The following is a 15,965-nucleotide window of genomic DNA, read 5'->3' on the forward strand; positions in this document are numbered from 1 at the left end:
TTTTAACTATCTATAAGGTGTGTCAACTAACTAGTGTTTATAAAATATTGAGAATACGCGAGTATTTGGAAGAAAAATTAACTTTATTGAGGGAGGACTTAGTTGGAGGAGTTACTAAAAGGGGTAGAAGATTACCAGAAATTAAATACGAAATTTCTTTTCTCTGTAATTAGTACTGGCAATGTGGCTTACGTATCCCTATCTTCCATAATACTATCCATCGTTATCACCGCACGTAATTTCTTCGTGTCCCATTTCAACTATTACATGTGCAGAAATCCTGTATACGTTTAAGTCATCAAAAAAAGACCCCACATGCAGCTGGGCAGTAGGACCCAAGGACTTTATTTTGATTTTTTCCCTGAAAATATGGTACGCAATAAACTTACTGCGGAGTCTCTCATCTCACTCAAGAATGACCAAAACCGTCGTATGAAATATCTGCTTCTTGATGTTAACCTATTTTTCAAGTCCGCTATCTCCGTAAAGATGAAACGAACTTCCATTGGAGATAATGTATGCTGTAGTTGGTGGGTTAATTGCTCAATAATATTTAAATAATAGTTCTTTGTTTTATCGTCAAATTTCGAATTATGTACTATCAGCTTACGTAAATATATGAGTGAAGAAAATGCGAGCTTCTGTCTATCACTTCTCTCTATTAGTTTACTAATATATGCATCTCGTTGTATTTCACGCAATTTCCCCAGTTGCTCTACTATCGTCTCAATTTCTTTTGGACAGATTTTACCATGATTAATGCGAGTACTTTTCCTCTCCTCTTTCCCCAATATGAAACCCCCAATTTAAACAAGTAAATAGACAGAAATGCTTTTCCCTATATCCTTTTCCGAACAGTATTTAATTTATTGTACAACATAAGCATTGCAAAATGGGAATATTTCCTAATTTTCCTGTTAAATTCAACCTACTGAAACGAACTAAGCGCAAATATTAGTTAGAGAGGCTATACTCCTTAAAGCTACTTAAGCAGATAAATCGCCCCACCATTGCAAATTGTTATCGACAAGCCATAGCTTCTCAACGTATACTAATCTATGGAGATACCTTCTACATTACATATAAGGATAGGGAATAAAATGAAAGAAAAATTATTATTTCGATTAGAAGAGTTCATTTATGCACCACTAGAAGTTGTGTTTGAATATGTGGATGACGACGAGAAGATCAAGCTATGGAATGAATATTTTATTGAAAACATTTATGAAAATGATGTGAAAGTCAATGCGGTTGGAACCAAATTTAGAAGTGTACAACGTTTCGAGAAGAAGACCATTGAAGTAGATGTTATCATCACAGAATATGATCCACCACATAGAATTGAAATGGAATCTACCTCTAAAGAAGGAAAGAGTTTTACTAGATACTTCCTTTATAGGGAACCTGACGGAACAAGGATCGTATTGGAATCTAGTATCATCCCGAGCAATTTATACTACCGAGTCATCACCAAGCTGTTCGGTGGATTAGGTAAATTTGTTTACAAGGACCAAATTGATAAATTAAAAAATTTCTTGGAAAATAGAATGTTAGATGAATGATACAATGCTGATATAATAGATGCTTTTACTACATGTTTCCGCCGAGATAAAGGTCGTACTTTCTAATTGAAAATTAGTTTTAAAGGTTGCCACCTAATTTTCATAAAGGGAGAATAGTCTGTTTCAGTTCGATACTAGTCCAATAGGACGGCATTTTAACAATAGAAAAACGGCTCTTTTGTCATGTTTCTTGAAACAAAAGAGCCGTCTCCCTTATAGTTTATTCATTGAAACTTACACTTGCACGATAACCTAATTCACCAAAGAACTCCTCTAGTAACTTTCTAGCATTCTCCTCAGCGGAATCAAATAACCCTACTTCAATTGCCTCTTCTTCCGCTTCCTTTTGCGCCTCCGCTGCTAGGTCAAACCCTTCATCCCATCTGACATTACCACGGAATAACCCTTCATCAGAAAAGGCTCTTACGCCATCCATTTGGATAGCTGGATCCTGTAATAGTGTTGCTTTAGGTAGGGCTATTTTAATTTCTTTATTCTTCTCATCCACTTTAATCGCATCTGAATCTAAAGTTTTAAGATCAACCCCAGCGGTAACTGTTGCGGGAACAATTAATATTAGTTCACGCTTTGTCCCTGGGAAATTAATCGAGATTTCATTTCCAAACAACTTATTATCCACTTGTTCAATTACTACCTTCAAATGAGCCTGGGCCGTTGCAAGTGTAGCCAAATCCTGCACCTGCTCCACATAAGTAGTCGTTTCTTTCTTGAGCGTACTTCCAGAGAAGAAACGCATACCCCCGAATATAAATATCGCAAGTATGATGACAATAATTAGAATTCTAATACCCCAAAATCGAAAGAACAGCTTTGAAAATGCTCCGAACATAGTGCGTCCTTTTCTTCTTCCGACCACTGCAGTTGCAGTACTTTCGTCTTCACCTTTTTTAAGCTCATCTAGCATATTCTCAAGCTGCTTTAGGACTTCATCATTTTTCTTCTTCAATGAGCTTCCTTCCTCCATCCTATTCATTTTCAACTAATCAGCAAAAAGCATCTACTATCCAATTCAAGCAAAGAAAAAAGACTACGGTATACCGTAAGTCAAATACGTCATTTCTATAAAAAGAAAGAAATAGATTCAAAGAATTACTTTTTATATTCACTCTTTGTAATAAACTTGTAACAATTCTATTATAGTATAACATTGTCAACTTGTCTGCATAATTTGTCGTAAAAAGTAGAAAATTCCCCTCTATCTAAGCGATTCAAACCCTTTTTTCATAGAATTTCGTCATAATAATTTCATTTTATAGTAAATTATTCGTAGTTAATGATACCTATATTACACATTAATCTACTAAACTTGACAAATTTATAGTATACTATTTTACAAATAATAGTTTTGTGAGGAGGTACATTTACTTGGCTAACAAGAAAATAATAATGTCAGTCACTTCAACGGCATTCATTGCTTCATTATTATTCGGAATGGAAGAAGCCGAAGCATCTAGCACGTACAAAGTCCAAAGTGGAGATTCATTATGGAAAATCGCTCAGAAACATAACACGACGGTGACACAATTAAAAACATTAAACAATTTAACTAGCGATATTATTTTCCCTAATCAGGTTCTAAAGACCCAGGCCAATTCTACTGAGTCAAAACCAAGTAATAAAACAGAGCCTACGAAAAATCAAACGACCACACCTAATACATCAACTGCTGCCACTACATATACAGTAAAAGCCGGCGATACACTTAGCGGTATTGCTTCCAAACACAAGATCTCACTTAATGATTTAATGAAGTGGAATAACTTGAATTCAACCCTTATTTATCCAGGAAATGTGTTCGTTGTAAGTAAACCATCTACAACGGGAACATCGAATAATTCAACTAATTCCACAGGAACAAAAACAGAGCAGCCAAAAGAAACACAAGTTAACTCCACCACAGTCTATACGGTTAAATCAGGAGATACACTTTCACGAATTGCATCAGAGTACAAAGTAACCGTTGCAAACCTTAAAAAGTGGAACAACTTGAAATCTGACCTTATCTATGTAGGCCAAAAGCTAAATATTGGTGATGGAGCTAAAGTAGAAACACCAGAATCCGATACACCAACTAAAGCGACTGACTATAATGTCGACAAATTGATTAAAACTGCTAAAAGTCAATTAGGTGTCAGCTACGTATGGGGTGGGTCTACTCCTAGTGGATTTGACTGTAGTGGTTTCATTTACTACGCCTATAAAGCAGCAGGCTTAAACATAGGACGATACTCCAGTGAAGGTTATCACATGCGTTCCTATTATGTGAATACACCGCAAGTTGGGGACTTAGTATTCTTTGAAGGAACCTATAAAGCTGGCATTTCCCATGTCGGAATTTATTTAGGTAACAATGAATTCATCCATGCAGGATCTAATGGTGTGGAGATAACAAGCCTAAACAGCTCTTATTGGAAAAAACACTTTGAAGGATTTAAACGTTTTTATTAAGTTTCATATTTATTCTTAACATGTATAAAATCCAGTCTAGTTTTAGGCTGGATTTTTTTATTGTAACTAGCTTTATCCGTACCCACCTATTAATAGGTTTTACTTAACCATATCCGGAATATAGCTCACCATCTCTTCTTCTATATTTTCCGTTGCTTCAATCCACCATTCTACCAGTGTTGAACGGTTGTTCCATTCCATTCGAGCAAATTCCATAAATAAGCCTTCAATATCCCAAAATCATGAATAAATTACTAGATATTGGAATAGCAATTTAATAGAGGTAGCATCTTGATTTTCATCAACTATAAAGGAGGAATGGATAAAATGAAGTATGCAAATCCAAATACTGAAGGAGCATTAGTTCAATTTAAAGAACGATATGACAACTTTATTGGTGGGGAATATCGTCCCCCAGCTCATGGTCAATACTTTAAAAATGTAAGCCCTGTCACAGGAGGAGTATTTTGTGAAATTGCTCGCTCTACAAAAGAGGACGTTGAGGCAGCACTTGATGCAGCACACGCAGCAAAAGATGCATGGGGAGCTACATCAGTAGCTGAACGGGCCAATATCTTAAATAAAATCGCCGATCGTATGGAAGAAAACTTGGAAATGCTTGCCGTTGCGGAAACCTGGGATAATGGTAAAGCAGTAAGAGAAGCGTTAGCCGCTGACTTACCACTTGCTATTGATCATTTCCGCTATTTTGCAGGAGCTATTCGTGCACAGGAAGGTAGTATTAGTCAAATTGACCAAGATACCGTTGCCTACCACTTTCATGAGCCATTAGGGGTAGTGGGCCAAATCATCCCATGGAATTTTCCAATATTGATGGCAACCTGGAAGCTAGCACCAGCACTAGCTGCAGGAAATTGTGTCGTCTTAAAGCCCGCTGAGCAAACTCCAGCATCCATTCATGTGCTAATGGAATTAATACATGATCTATTACCACCTGGAGTTGTGAACATTGTAAATGGTTTTGGACTAGAGGCAGGTAAACCGCTTGCTACAAGCAGTCGTATCGCTAAAATTGCTTTCACTGGCGAAACCACCACTGGGCGTTTAATCATGCAATATGCATCCGAAAATATCATTCCTGTTACATTAGAATTAGGTGGTAAGTCACCAAATATTTTCTTTGAAGATGTTATGGCACAAGATGATGCCTTCCTAGACAAGGCAGTAGAAGGGCTAGTCATGTTTGCCTTAAATCAAGGGGAGGTATGTACTTGTCCTTCTAGAGCATTAATCCATGAATCCATTTATGAGCCATTTATGGAACGTGCTATTAAGCGAGTGAATCAAATTAAAATTGGTCACCCACTTGATACAGACACAATGATGGGAGCACAAGCTTCCTCCGAGCAACTAGAAAAAATCATTTCCTACTTAGATATCGGGAAACAAGAAGGTGCAGAGGTTCTTGTCGGAGGTAGTGTGAATAAGCTGGAAGGCGAATTATCAGAAGGATATTATGTCCAACCAACTATCTTCAAAGGACATAATAACATGCGTATTTTCCAAGAAGAAATTTTCGGACCAGTTCTCTCTGTTACAACCTTTAAAACAAAAGAAGAAGCAATGCAAATCGCTAATGATACCTTATACGGTTTAGGTGCAGGGGTGTGGAGTCGTAATATCAATACTGCCTACCGCTTTGGCCGTGGAATTGAGGCAGGAAGAGTATGGACTAACTGCTATCACCAGTACCCAGCCCATGCTGCTTTTGGTGGCTATAAGAAATCTGGGATTGGTAGAGAAAATCACCACATGATGCTTGGCCACTATCAACAAACAAAGAATCTATTAATTAGCTACAGCGACGGTCCTGGAGGTTTATTCTAATCGATTGAACCTATAAAAAATGCATTAAGCAGTCTGGGACAAGGAATGTCCCTTGTCCCAAAAGGGGTGTGAGAAATGGTTAAGCGTGTAATCGCAACCGAAGAATGTCTTCAGCTATTAGTGAAGCTAAAAGCAATTTATGGAGAATTATTGTTTCATCAATCCGGCGGCTGCTGTGATGGTAGTTCACCAATGTGCTACCCAAGAAACGAATTCCGAGTTGGCGATTCAGACATTCTATTAGGCGAAATAGGAGATACCCCCTTCTATATCTCACGGGATCAGTATAACTATTGGAAGCATACCCAACTGATAATCGATGTAGTCGAGGGTAGAGGCGGCATGTTTTCTGTTGAAGGACCTGAAGGAAAGAGGTTCCTCACAAGATCAAGAGTATTCACCGAACAAGAACGAAAAGCATTAGAGCCATTCCCCCAGTGAACCACTATACAGCTGGAGTGGCTCTCTTCTTTTCAGCTTTCCTTTCTCATCTTGGGAACTGAGGCACACTCTCTGTGCCCTTTTTTCGCTTTCCTTTCTCGTTTAGGGAACTGAGGCATTCCTTCTGTTACCTTTTTCCACTTTCCTTTCTCATTTAGGGTACAGAGGCATTCCTTCTGTTACCTTTTTCTGCTTTCCTTCCTCATTTAGGGAACTGAAAAACTCCTTCTGTTACCTTTTTCCGCTTTCCTTCCTCATTTAGGGAACTGATAACCTCCTTCTGTGCCCTTTTTCCGCTTTCCTTCCTCATTTAGGAAACTGAGAACCTCCTTCTGTTACCTTTTTCCGCTTTCCTTTCTCATTTAGGGAACTGATAACCTCCTTCTGTTACCTTTTTCCGCTTTCCTTTCTCATTTAGGGAACTGATAACCTCCCTCTGTTACCTTTTTCCGCTTTCCTTTCTCATTTAGGGAACTGATAACCTCCCTCTGTTATCTTCTTTCGCTTTCCTTTCTCATTTTGGTAACAGATACGTTCTCTATCACACCTTCCCTTCAAAACAAAAAGAAGTAACCACCCGAAAGTGATTACTCCTCATTAACTACAACATCAGCCTATACTTCTAATGCAACTTTTGATTCGTCTTCATCATTATCCTCATTCTTTCCTTTTACTAACATCGTATTCCTATCCCGATAAAGCAGGATTGCTGTTATTATAAAGGATAATACATCTGAAATTGGGAATGCCAGCCACACACCAATCACACCAAAATAATGTGGCAGTATTAATACTAACGGGATTAACATCAGGATTTGCCTAGATAAAGATAAAATTAGCGCTTGCTTTGGTTTACCTAATGCTTGGTATAAACCACCCGCTACAACCTGCACCCCAACAACAAAGAAGGCTATGAATAGAATACGCATTGCTTTCGAGCCTTCTTTAATTACTTCCGGATCCGCAGTGAATATTCGTAAAAATGGTGAAGGGATGATGACTAACAATAACATGATGAGGGTAGCACATGCTGTAACGATTTTCATGGTAATCCAAATAGTTTCCCTCATTCGTTCATAGTGCTTTGCACCATAATTATAGCCAACAATCGGCATCATTCCTTGCATAACACCCATAATGGGGATGATGGTGAACATTAAAATACGTTGAATTAAACCATATATCCCAACATAAAATTCGCTACCAAATTGAATCAGCATACTATTAATCGCAATCATCATAATACTTCCTGCAGCCTGTTGAACAAATGCAGGCATACCAATTGCCATTACTTCCTTCAGGATAGCCCACTTTAATGCTAAATCTTTCATAGACAGACTTAGGGAGCTTTTTCCTTTACGAAAATAGTTAAAAATCATCAATGTCACACTAGCTTGCGAAATAACCGTAGCAATTGCCGCACCTTGTACTCCCATATCCATAACAAAAATAAAAATTGGATCCAACGCAATATTGATAACCGCAGGTACAATCATGGTCATCATGGCAAAACGTGCATTTCCCTCAGAGCGAACGATATTATTCGTCGCAAAACCGAATGAGAAGAAAAATGTTCCAAACATAATAGGGAACATATAATCCATCGCATAACCTAGTGTAGATGGTGTTGCCCCAAAGAGCACAAGTAGTGGCTCCAATGAAAAGAAGGCAATAAGTAAACCAGCCACACTCACGATGATAATCATCGAAATGATATTACCAAATACTAAATTCGCTTCGTTTCCTCTTTGCTCTCCTAATCGGCGCGAGATCACCGATGCTCCACCCACACCAAGTGCAGCAGAAATAGCCATTACAATCATCATTAGAGGAAATGCAACGGTTGTTCCAGCTACTGCATCAATCCCAACTCCATAAGAAATAAAAATAGTATCGACTACATTATATAATGTCATGACAAACATACCGATCATTGCTGGAATCGATAAATTACGCAATAAGGTTGTAATCTTTTGTGTACCAAGTAATTCTGTCTGCTTTTTCATCTCCACGCTTATTTCCCTTCTTTCATATCCATAATATTATCCTTTATCCGTTCTAACCAAATCCGTAATAGGGCAATTTCTTCCTTCTTAAACCCCTTTAAAATCCTTTCCTCTGTTTCAGATACATCATCCCAGAGGCTTTGATCAATCATTCTTCCCTTTTCAGTTAGGGTAATCATTCTCGAACGCTTATCCTGTGGACATTCCTTCTTCTCAATTAATTGCTTATTTAAAAGTGATTCAATAATTCCGTTCATAGTAGAGGCTTTAATATATAGTTGCTGCTGCAATTCCCCTTGCATTTGTGGTCCCTTCTCAACGAGTAGGAACAACACCCTTGATTGGGCTACCGTTACATCATATTTAGCCAGTTGCTCATTGAATTGATTATGAAATAAATGAGCAGCAACCCTAATTTGATATCCAATATGCTCTTCTATTTGCCGTTCCAAAATACTTAGCCTCCTAATTAAATCATACTTAACTATACTACCATCACTCTTTTATTGATTCAATCATAATGTGCAATTTAGTTAGCCACCTAATAATTATGGACAAGAACACACAGTATGCTTTTGTTTCTTACAATCAAAAAAGTTGACTGGAATGAATCCGATTATACATCGAAATCACTCCAGCCAATTCGAAGTTTCATATTGGTCTAACGCTTCGGGACACAAATAACTGATTTTCCATTATGCCCATCGAAAGGTAGATAATTTTTACTCATCTATAATCGCGTCAAATGCTTCTGATACTTGATCAAATTCCTCATCGGTTTCTATAGCAGACAATTCACCATCAGCATCCAGCTTTAAGAAAAAGATATCAATATCCTCTTCTGTTTCTTCTTTCAAATCCTCCACAAAGCTAACCGCAACATAATCCGTACCTTGTAATGTTACTTTCGCGATAACTTCCACTTCACTCTCTTCCTGTTCTTCATCGCTAATTGTAAATACTTCGCCTACTTCTATTGGATCCATCATGATTCCTCCTTTTCTTTCGGTAGTTCGTAGCTATATTTTCCATTGTGTTTGTCAATTATACCAGTTAGAAGTGAAAACTGCGATAGCATGAGTGAATTAAGCATTGAAAACTAAGTTTCCTACCTTAATTGTTCAAATTAAAGAAGGCACTCTCTAGGATTAATTAATTCTATGTTCTATTGTTCAATTGCAATCGGGTTTCCTTCCCATTTAATCAATTACCTTAATCATTCATTTCTGAAGGAGCTTTCTTTCCTACTTAATCAATTGACCCAATCAGTCATTCATTCTGGAAGGTGTCCTCTATTTTATTAATGAATTCCCACGTTCTACTGTTTTATTGGGAAAAGGTTTCCTTCCTATTTAATCAATAGACTACTTAACTAAACCATAGCTACTATTTGAATCAAAAACAACGCTTTTTACCTATAAAAAAGGCATGGCATCCACAGACACCACACCTTCCTTATGAGATTATATTAAATTAAGATACGACAGGTTCCGGTTTCTCAGGCCCTTTTTCTTGCTTCTCAAGTTCATAAATTGCTTTATCGCTTGTATCCACTCGTTTAATAAATAGAGCAAGGATTAGCACGACAATGTTAATTCCAAGTGCTACATAGAATGAGTACTGTATCCCATTTAGCAATGCTTGTTGAGACATCGAAGCAACAGATGCTTCGGTTAAGGTAGAAGGATCCACACCACTCATTAAGCTTTCACCTTTTGATGTAGCAACCGTAGTCATGATTGTAACCATAACAGCAGTACCGATTGAGCCAGATACTTGTTGTGCTGTATTGTTGATAGCTGTACCATGTGGATTCAATCGTGTTGGTAGCTGATTCAATCCGTTTGTCATGATTGGCATCATTACCATGGACATACCAAACATACGTAATGAATAGACCATTACAATGTATGTGTAAGTTGAATCAATTTGTACATGTGCAAGCATGTACGTAGAAACAGCAGTAATTGTTAACCCTATTACAGACAAAGCACGTGGTCCAAATTTATCAAATAATCTTCCCGTAATTGGTGACATAATTCCCATAATAATCGCACCCGGTAAAAGCATTAAACCAGATTCAAATGGTGAAATACCACGTACATCCTGGATATAAGCAGGTGTTAAAATCATACCGGAGAACATTGCAACCGCATTAACGATGGCGATAATGGATGCTAGGGTGAACATTGGATATTTATAAGGTCGCAAATCTAATAATGGTTCATCCATTTTCAATTGTCGAACGATAAATAGGATTAAAGAGATACCACCAACTACTAAGGTAGTCACTACCACCGGGTCACTCCAACCATCTGAGCTAGCACTACTTACTCCGTACAAAATCCCACCAAAACCAAGACTAGATAACACGACTGATAAATAATCTAGTGTCGCATTTTTATTTTGCTCCATGACATTTCCGAACTTCCAAATAGCTAGCAATAAACTAATCACCGCTAATGGTAAGATCATTTCAAATAGTAAACGCCAATTGTGATACTCAACAATATATCCGGATAGGGTAGGACCGATTGCAGGTGCAGCAATCATTACCATACCGAAAATACCCATTGCGGTACCACGTTTTTCACGTGGAAAACTTACTAACATGATGTTCATCAATAATGGTCCCATCACTGCAGAGCCTGCAGCTTGAATCATACGACCAGTTAACAATAGGCCAAAGTTAGGAGCAAAAGCAGCAATTGCTGTACCTAACGTAAAAATAGCCATTGATGCAATAAATAAACTACGGTTAGAAAAGCGTGTAATTAAAAATGCCGATGCTGGAATTAATATCCCACTAACAAGCATATAACCCGTAGCAAGCCATTGTACCGTAGAATAATCTTTAATCTCTAAATCCACCATAATCGACGGAAGCGCTACGTTTAATAATGAATTATTTAGAAATGAAACGAAAGCACCAATAAATAATATACTAATCATTAAATATGGCGGTTTATTCATTTGTGTATTCATGATTGTTCCCTTCTTTTCTATACTAATTTGTTTGCATTTGATTATTTTATACCTGCAGTTCAATTTTTGCAAGGTTTTTTTACTATTAGTATAAAAGTATTGTTTTCCAGCCCTAAGAAACGTATACTACACATAAGGAAAGGATCGATTAATATGATGAACGAACGTAAACGTAAAGTAGCTAGTATCGCCTTAAGGCTATTTGTCGAAAAAGGATTCCAACAAACTTCCATCCAGGAAATTATTGATAAAGCGAATATATCGAAGGGGACATTTTACAATTACTTCTCTTCAAAGAATGACTGTTTAGCAGAGATACTAGAGGATATCCGTTATGAGGCTAGCCAGCAACGTGTTGCCATGCAAATTGATAAGGACCCTACGGATCGTGACGTGTTAATTGAACAAATTACGATCTTAATGAAATTAAATAAGGAAAATAATCTCCAACTCTTATTTGAAAATATCCTTTCAACTAACCAAGAGGATTTAAAACAGCTCGTCATGCTGCATCGCGTTATCGAAATGGAATGGCTATCAAATAGACTAGTTGAGGTAATAGGAGAAGATATTCGGGAGTATGCATCAGAGGCAACGGTGCTTTATTTTGGAATGATGCATTATATGATATTTACCCTCAAGGTAACAAACAGCCCTTATGTATTACATGACTTGATTGAAACATTGTTATCCTTTATCGAACTTATAATAGGTCATATGAAGCAGACGGGAAGTACGTTTTTAAATAATTTTGCAATTGAAACACTGAAAACAAATGTACATCGAAACGCCATCACAAAGTCGGAATTATTAGATATGGCGTACCAATTGAAGGAACAATATGATTTTAACGAAGAACAGCAAGATCTTTTTGATGTCATTCTTAGTGAATTGGAACGGGAGCGTATCCGCAAGATAGTTGTACAAAAGCTATTGAAACCATTTCTAGATTTATTTAAAGGAGCAGATAATACCTCCCAAATACAATTATTTACCAATGCGGTGTGGAATTATTTGAAAATGGTATAGCCATCGATTACTTTTCGTATAATAAATGGTCAGTTTTTTTCCTTATGATGGATAAGAAACCTGACCATTTATTTATCTTTTGCTCACTTGACGAATATGTGCTTGTTTAGTTTCAGCATCTACTAGCGTGTATTCTCTCAATCTCTCATATAATTGATCGATTTCCTTCGTAGTCAACTTATCCTCTGTTTGTTGGATTGTCTGTTTGATAGTTGCAATAAGCCTATTTCTCTTTATTACCACCACATTCGGCGAGGTAACTTGGATTTGTTTCAATGTACAGCGCTCACTAAAAATAATATAAGAATGGTAGTATGAGTCTTCTTCTATACCTACTACAGCTTTTAATGCCTGGATATGACCACTATTTTGCCAGATTGGGTTAAAAAATGGGAACTTCCTGCCTCCTGGGAGCATTTGCATCCAATTCTTATTTCTCTCATCTCCAAATATCCATCCACTATAATTCTTTGATTCCAATACAAAAATTCCTTTTTGAGAAATCATTACTAGATCTAGTTCCGTGCTCTTTCCGGATTTTGTCGGTATATATAAATTAGTCATCACTCGATGATACCCTTTCAATCGGGTGAGTTCCTTATAGGTTAAGTATTCCCCATAATTCCCTTTATTCAAGAATGTACTTAGAAAACCATTTCCACTTGCTTCCTTATAGCTTGGATGTCTTACAGATGGTTCGATGGGCTTACTATTTGGATGCGGAATAACCTTGCTACTCCAATTTTTAGAAGGTTGATTGACATGTATGTTTCGATGTCGCCTAGTTGTTTGATTATTCGAGTTCTCTATGATAATTCGCTTGATAATAAGTACGATGAACGTCATAATCATTACTACTAATAAAGAACCAATAAATCCTAACATACCAATTTCCCTCCAGTCCTTATTTCTATACGTATTGTATCTATCTTAGATGGGAATTTTCTATAACTAGTAGAGATTTTCAAATAAGAAAAAGACGGTTTGTATGTTTAAACGAAACATTCGTACCGTCTCTCATTTATCTTTATATATTAGAACCCAGTACTAATGTCTATAAACATATCTATTTCTAGATAACAAATTACACCCCAAATCCCATTCACTTACTAAAAATAATAGAATCTGCCATTTCGCCAGAGCAGTTACTGGAATAAAAGGAAGGAAAGCGAATTGTCGAAGAAGCATGGATAGTAATTTATCAAAAAAAAGAGGAAGCGAAAGTACTCCAGATTATGAGGGGTGATATCATAAAAATTTCTGTGATACCTGGATTGTCCAATGATAGCTACCTTGAAAGGAAGATAAGGAGGGGTTAAGACAAGTAAGGTTTAATTCAAGAAGCATACACGTCCCCTTATTATTCAAGAGACTCTTTCCAAACTACTTTTTCACCCTGTTGCATCATCCGCTCTTGTATCACCTCTGTTAACTTCTCCTTCATCTCACTTGAGGCAACAATACAATTTTTGCTGCTTAATCCTTTATTAATAATCATTTCATACCCTTTGTCATTCACTTCTTTATCATGACCGTAATATCTGTGGTTGATATCAATCCGCTTAAATTGAACGGACTTCACCCTTTTCCAAGGGATAAAACGACTTCCCACTAGAAGACCATCTTCTAATACTGCAAACAAATTAAAAAGATCATGGGAATAAGAAAAAGGCAACAGAATAAATAAGAAGATAAGCCAATTATTAAATTCCTGTACTGATGCAAATATAGTAAAAAATCCGATCATGAACACGAGCAGAAATGAATAAAATATAATGCCTACCTTCTGCGATTTGTATGTCGGGGGCTCTAACTTTTTGTCTGGAAATTTTCTAACAGCTGAAGATTCTGCTTCATTTACAGGAAATACAACATTCTCTTTCATTTTGATTAGCAAACGGATAAAGTGAAATAGATGATAAGCAATTACGGTGAAAAATAGAATTCCTATAGTGATCTTCATATATCCCACCTCCTGTTTTCTTACTTTAATTATAACTTATTTGATTTTTCTAGTCATGTCTTAGTTGGTAAAAATAGTTAATTTTGCAATTAGTTATCCAAAAGCAATTTCTAAAGCTAAAGAATTTAGCCAAAGCAAGAAGGCAAGAAAAAAGGCCGCAAGAGAGAATAAGAAGAAATAATATAATAGATGAACGGTTTGATGAAAAGGATATTCATTCGACTTAAGTAAACGTGGAATGAATATCCTTTCTAATTAGGTGGTATGTAACCTTAAAGAGTTCTTTCATTTCCCGGGAAATATCGACATCACCCTAAGAATATTGTCGATGACCTTTTCCATCACATAATAATAAGATATCCAAACCCTAATATCATGATAATTAACCCCATTGGAATGCCATATCGTGCCCATTCCTTACTAGTAATACCTAATTTATTCGCTGCTATGATATTAGGAATATTACCCGGAATCAACATCCCACCACTTATGATTAAGCTAAGCAAAATGAATCGGATTGTTTCTATTTGCATAGCTGGACTAATCTCCGCAGCAGCTAATGTCGCATTATCTAGTACTGCTGACACCATATTAACCCAGTACAATACACCCGTATTTAAATCTAACAAATAACGTTCAACAAGCTCACCATAACTGGAACCGAGTAAAGTTAATGCCATAACAAAAAAATAGATTTTCACAGTTCGAGATAGAATTTCCCCATAACGTTCTACCTGACCCGGCTGTTCCTTCCCCTCCGTATGCTTCGGTCGAAGGAAAAATAGCGAAAAAATCCCAATTCCTAATACCCCAACAATGGCTTCTAAACCAATCAGATGAAACAGGAAGAAAAAGTCTTGATTTAACTTACTCGTCGTAATCGTTGCTAACGGCTCCCCAACAGGTGTTAATACAGAACCAAACGCAATGGAAAAACAAGCTAATATCGTCGTACGCACCAGTGTATCCCGATCAATTCGTAACATACTAATGATAAATACTAATACAATAGCAGCAACGATGGCCGTTATAACGCTAGATAATATCCCCAGCACGACAATCATTAAGGTTAGAAAAACATTCATATCTAGTTTTCGAACTACACTAGATACTCCTGTCTGAATTGGCAGCCTCAACCATTTAAATAATATGCTTGCAACCAAAACCACCATTGTTATTTTGATAGGATTTTGAATTGCCTTCATCAACAGTGCTATGTCTAACACACCACTACTAATCGCTGCTATGGTCCCCATTACCAATAAAAATACTTCTAAATTACGCTCAATCGATTTCATAAAGAATGGCAAGAGCAGTACGAGTACTAAGATAAGAAGTAGAACGACCGTCAATTTAAAAATCTCCTTTTCAGTGGTAATAAACTTGTCTACTTCCTATACATATTACTTTTACCTATTCATTATTCATTTATCTGAATCTTGATAATTAGTGGTTCTACATTTCAGGAATGTTTCCTACAAAACAAGAACAAAAGAGACTCTCGTTTAGATTGTCTCTTTTGTTCTAAATCATTTGAAAGTTATCGCCTGTTTAAAAATGCTAGCTAGTAGGACCCGATAATGGTCGAAATTATTCGTATAAATTATAAGCAGTGACAATCGATTCCTAGCTGGATTATACAGGAATTCTGTTGTGTTATCC

At 36.8% G+C, this 15,965-nt stretch carries 15 protein-coding genes; 6 read left to right on the forward strand and 9 right to left on the reverse strand.

Annotated elements, in window-relative coordinates; genetic code table 11:
* The first annotated feature begins 102 nt into the window (after positions 1-102).
* A complete protein-coding gene (locus ACSKT4_RS18815; protein ID WP_211742533.1) occupies positions 103-294 on the forward strand; it encodes a hypothetical protein in 192 nt (63 codons plus the stop codon).
* Positions 295-344: 50 nt separating this feature from the next.
* Here the strand turns inward: ACSKT4_RS18815 and ACSKT4_RS18820 are convergent, their stop codons facing one another.
* Positions 345-791 carry a hypothetical protein gene (locus ACSKT4_RS18820; protein ID WP_186870685.1) on the reverse strand — a complete coding sequence of 149 codons (447 nt, stop codon included), beginning with the start codon at positions 789-791 and terminating at the stop codon, positions 345-347.
* Positions 792-1,100: 309 nt separating this feature from the next.
* Here ACSKT4_RS18820 and ACSKT4_RS18825 point away from each other — a divergent pair, with 309 nt between their 5' ends.
* Positions 1,101-1,562 (forward strand): SRPBCC family protein, encoded by a 462-nt coding sequence (locus ACSKT4_RS18825; protein WP_186870684.1) that lies wholly within the window; start codon positions 1,101-1,103, stop codon positions 1,560-1,562.
* Between the two features lie 220 nt (positions 1,563-1,782).
* Here ACSKT4_RS18825 and ACSKT4_RS18830 read toward each other — a convergent pair whose 3' ends face one another.
* A complete protein-coding gene (locus tag ACSKT4_RS18830) occupies positions 1,783-2,529 on the reverse strand; it encodes a DUF4230 domain-containing protein (protein WP_246521680.1) in 747 nt (248 codons plus the stop codon).
* 419 nt (positions 2,530-2,948) lie between these two features.
* On the opposite strand from ACSKT4_RS18830, the gene ACSKT4_RS18835 reads away from it, so the two are divergent.
* The 3 genes from ACSKT4_RS18835 (at position 2,949) to ACSKT4_RS18845 (ending at position 6,320) form a co-directional block, all read left to right on the forward strand.
* The gene (locus tag ACSKT4_RS18835; RefSeq protein ID WP_186870683.1) at positions 2,949-4,031 is read left to right on the forward strand and encodes a C40 family peptidase; all 1,083 of its coding nucleotides are present in this window, start codon (positions 2,949-2,951) and stop codon (positions 4,029-4,031) included.
* Positions 4,032-4,358: 327 nt separating this feature from the next.
* On the forward strand, positions 4,359-5,879 hold the full coding sequence (gene adh, locus ACSKT4_RS18840) for an aldehyde dehydrogenase (protein WP_186870682.1): 1,521 nt from the start codon (positions 4,359-4,361) through the stop codon (positions 5,877-5,879).
* Between the two features lie 75 nt (positions 5,880-5,954).
* A complete protein-coding gene (locus tag ACSKT4_RS18845; protein ID WP_186870681.1) occupies positions 5,955-6,320 on the forward strand; it encodes a DUF779 domain-containing protein in 366 nt (121 codons plus the stop codon).
* 614 nt (positions 6,321-6,934) lie between these two features.
* Here the strand turns inward: ACSKT4_RS18845 and ACSKT4_RS18850 are convergent.
* From ACSKT4_RS18850 to ACSKT4_RS18865, 4 genes are all read right to left on the reverse strand, one after another.
* Positions 6,935-8,326: an MATE family efflux transporter gene (locus ACSKT4_RS18850; RefSeq protein WP_222619069.1), complete on the reverse strand. Its 1,392-nt coding sequence runs from the start codon at positions 8,324-8,326 to the stop codon at positions 6,935-6,937.
* 8 nt (positions 8,327-8,334) lie between these two features.
* Positions 8,335-8,778, reverse strand: coding sequence for a MarR family winged helix-turn-helix transcriptional regulator (locus ACSKT4_RS18855; RefSeq protein ID WP_465823749.1), 444 nt, complete (start codon positions 8,776-8,778; stop codon positions 8,335-8,337).
* Between the two features lie 270 nt (positions 8,779-9,048).
* A complete protein-coding gene (locus tag ACSKT4_RS18860; protein ID WP_186870678.1) occupies positions 9,049-9,312 on the reverse strand; it encodes a DUF1292 domain-containing protein in 264 nt (87 codons plus the stop codon).
* 487 nt (positions 9,313-9,799) lie between these two features.
* Positions 9,800-11,311: an MDR family MFS transporter gene (locus ACSKT4_RS18865; protein WP_211742528.1), complete on the reverse strand. Its 1,512-nt coding sequence runs from the start codon at positions 11,309-11,311 to the stop codon at positions 9,800-9,802.
* Between the two features lie 156 nt (positions 11,312-11,467).
* On the opposite strand from ACSKT4_RS18865, the gene ACSKT4_RS18870 reads away from it, so the two are divergent.
* Positions 11,468-12,340 carry a TetR/AcrR family transcriptional regulator gene (locus ACSKT4_RS18870; protein ID WP_465823750.1) on the forward strand — a complete coding sequence of 291 codons (873 nt, stop codon included), beginning with the start codon at positions 11,468-11,470 and terminating at the stop codon, positions 12,338-12,340.
* A gap of 72 nt (positions 12,341-12,412) precedes the next feature.
* Here the strand turns inward: ACSKT4_RS18870 and ACSKT4_RS18875 are convergent, their stop codons facing one another.
* The 3 genes from ACSKT4_RS18875 to ACSKT4_RS18885 form a co-directional block, all read right to left on the reverse strand.
* Positions 12,413-13,225 (reverse strand): nuclease-related domain-containing protein, encoded by an 813-nt coding sequence (locus ACSKT4_RS18875; RefSeq protein ID WP_222619065.1) that lies wholly within the window; start codon positions 13,223-13,225, stop codon positions 12,413-12,415.
* Between the two features lie 475 nt (positions 13,226-13,700).
* On the reverse strand, positions 13,701-14,303 hold the full coding sequence (locus ACSKT4_RS18880; protein WP_186870676.1) for a hypothetical protein: 603 nt from the start codon (positions 14,301-14,303) through the stop codon (positions 13,701-13,703).
* A 341-nt stretch (positions 14,304-14,644) separates the two neighbouring features.
* On the reverse strand, positions 14,645-15,655 hold the full coding sequence (locus tag ACSKT4_RS18885) for a DUF1646 family protein (RefSeq protein ID WP_186870674.1): 1,011 nt from the start codon (positions 15,653-15,655) through the stop codon (positions 14,645-14,647).
* Between the last annotated feature and the right edge of the window lie 310 nt (positions 15,656-15,965).

This window comes from Ornithinibacillus liuyingii, from assembly GCF_055550225.1.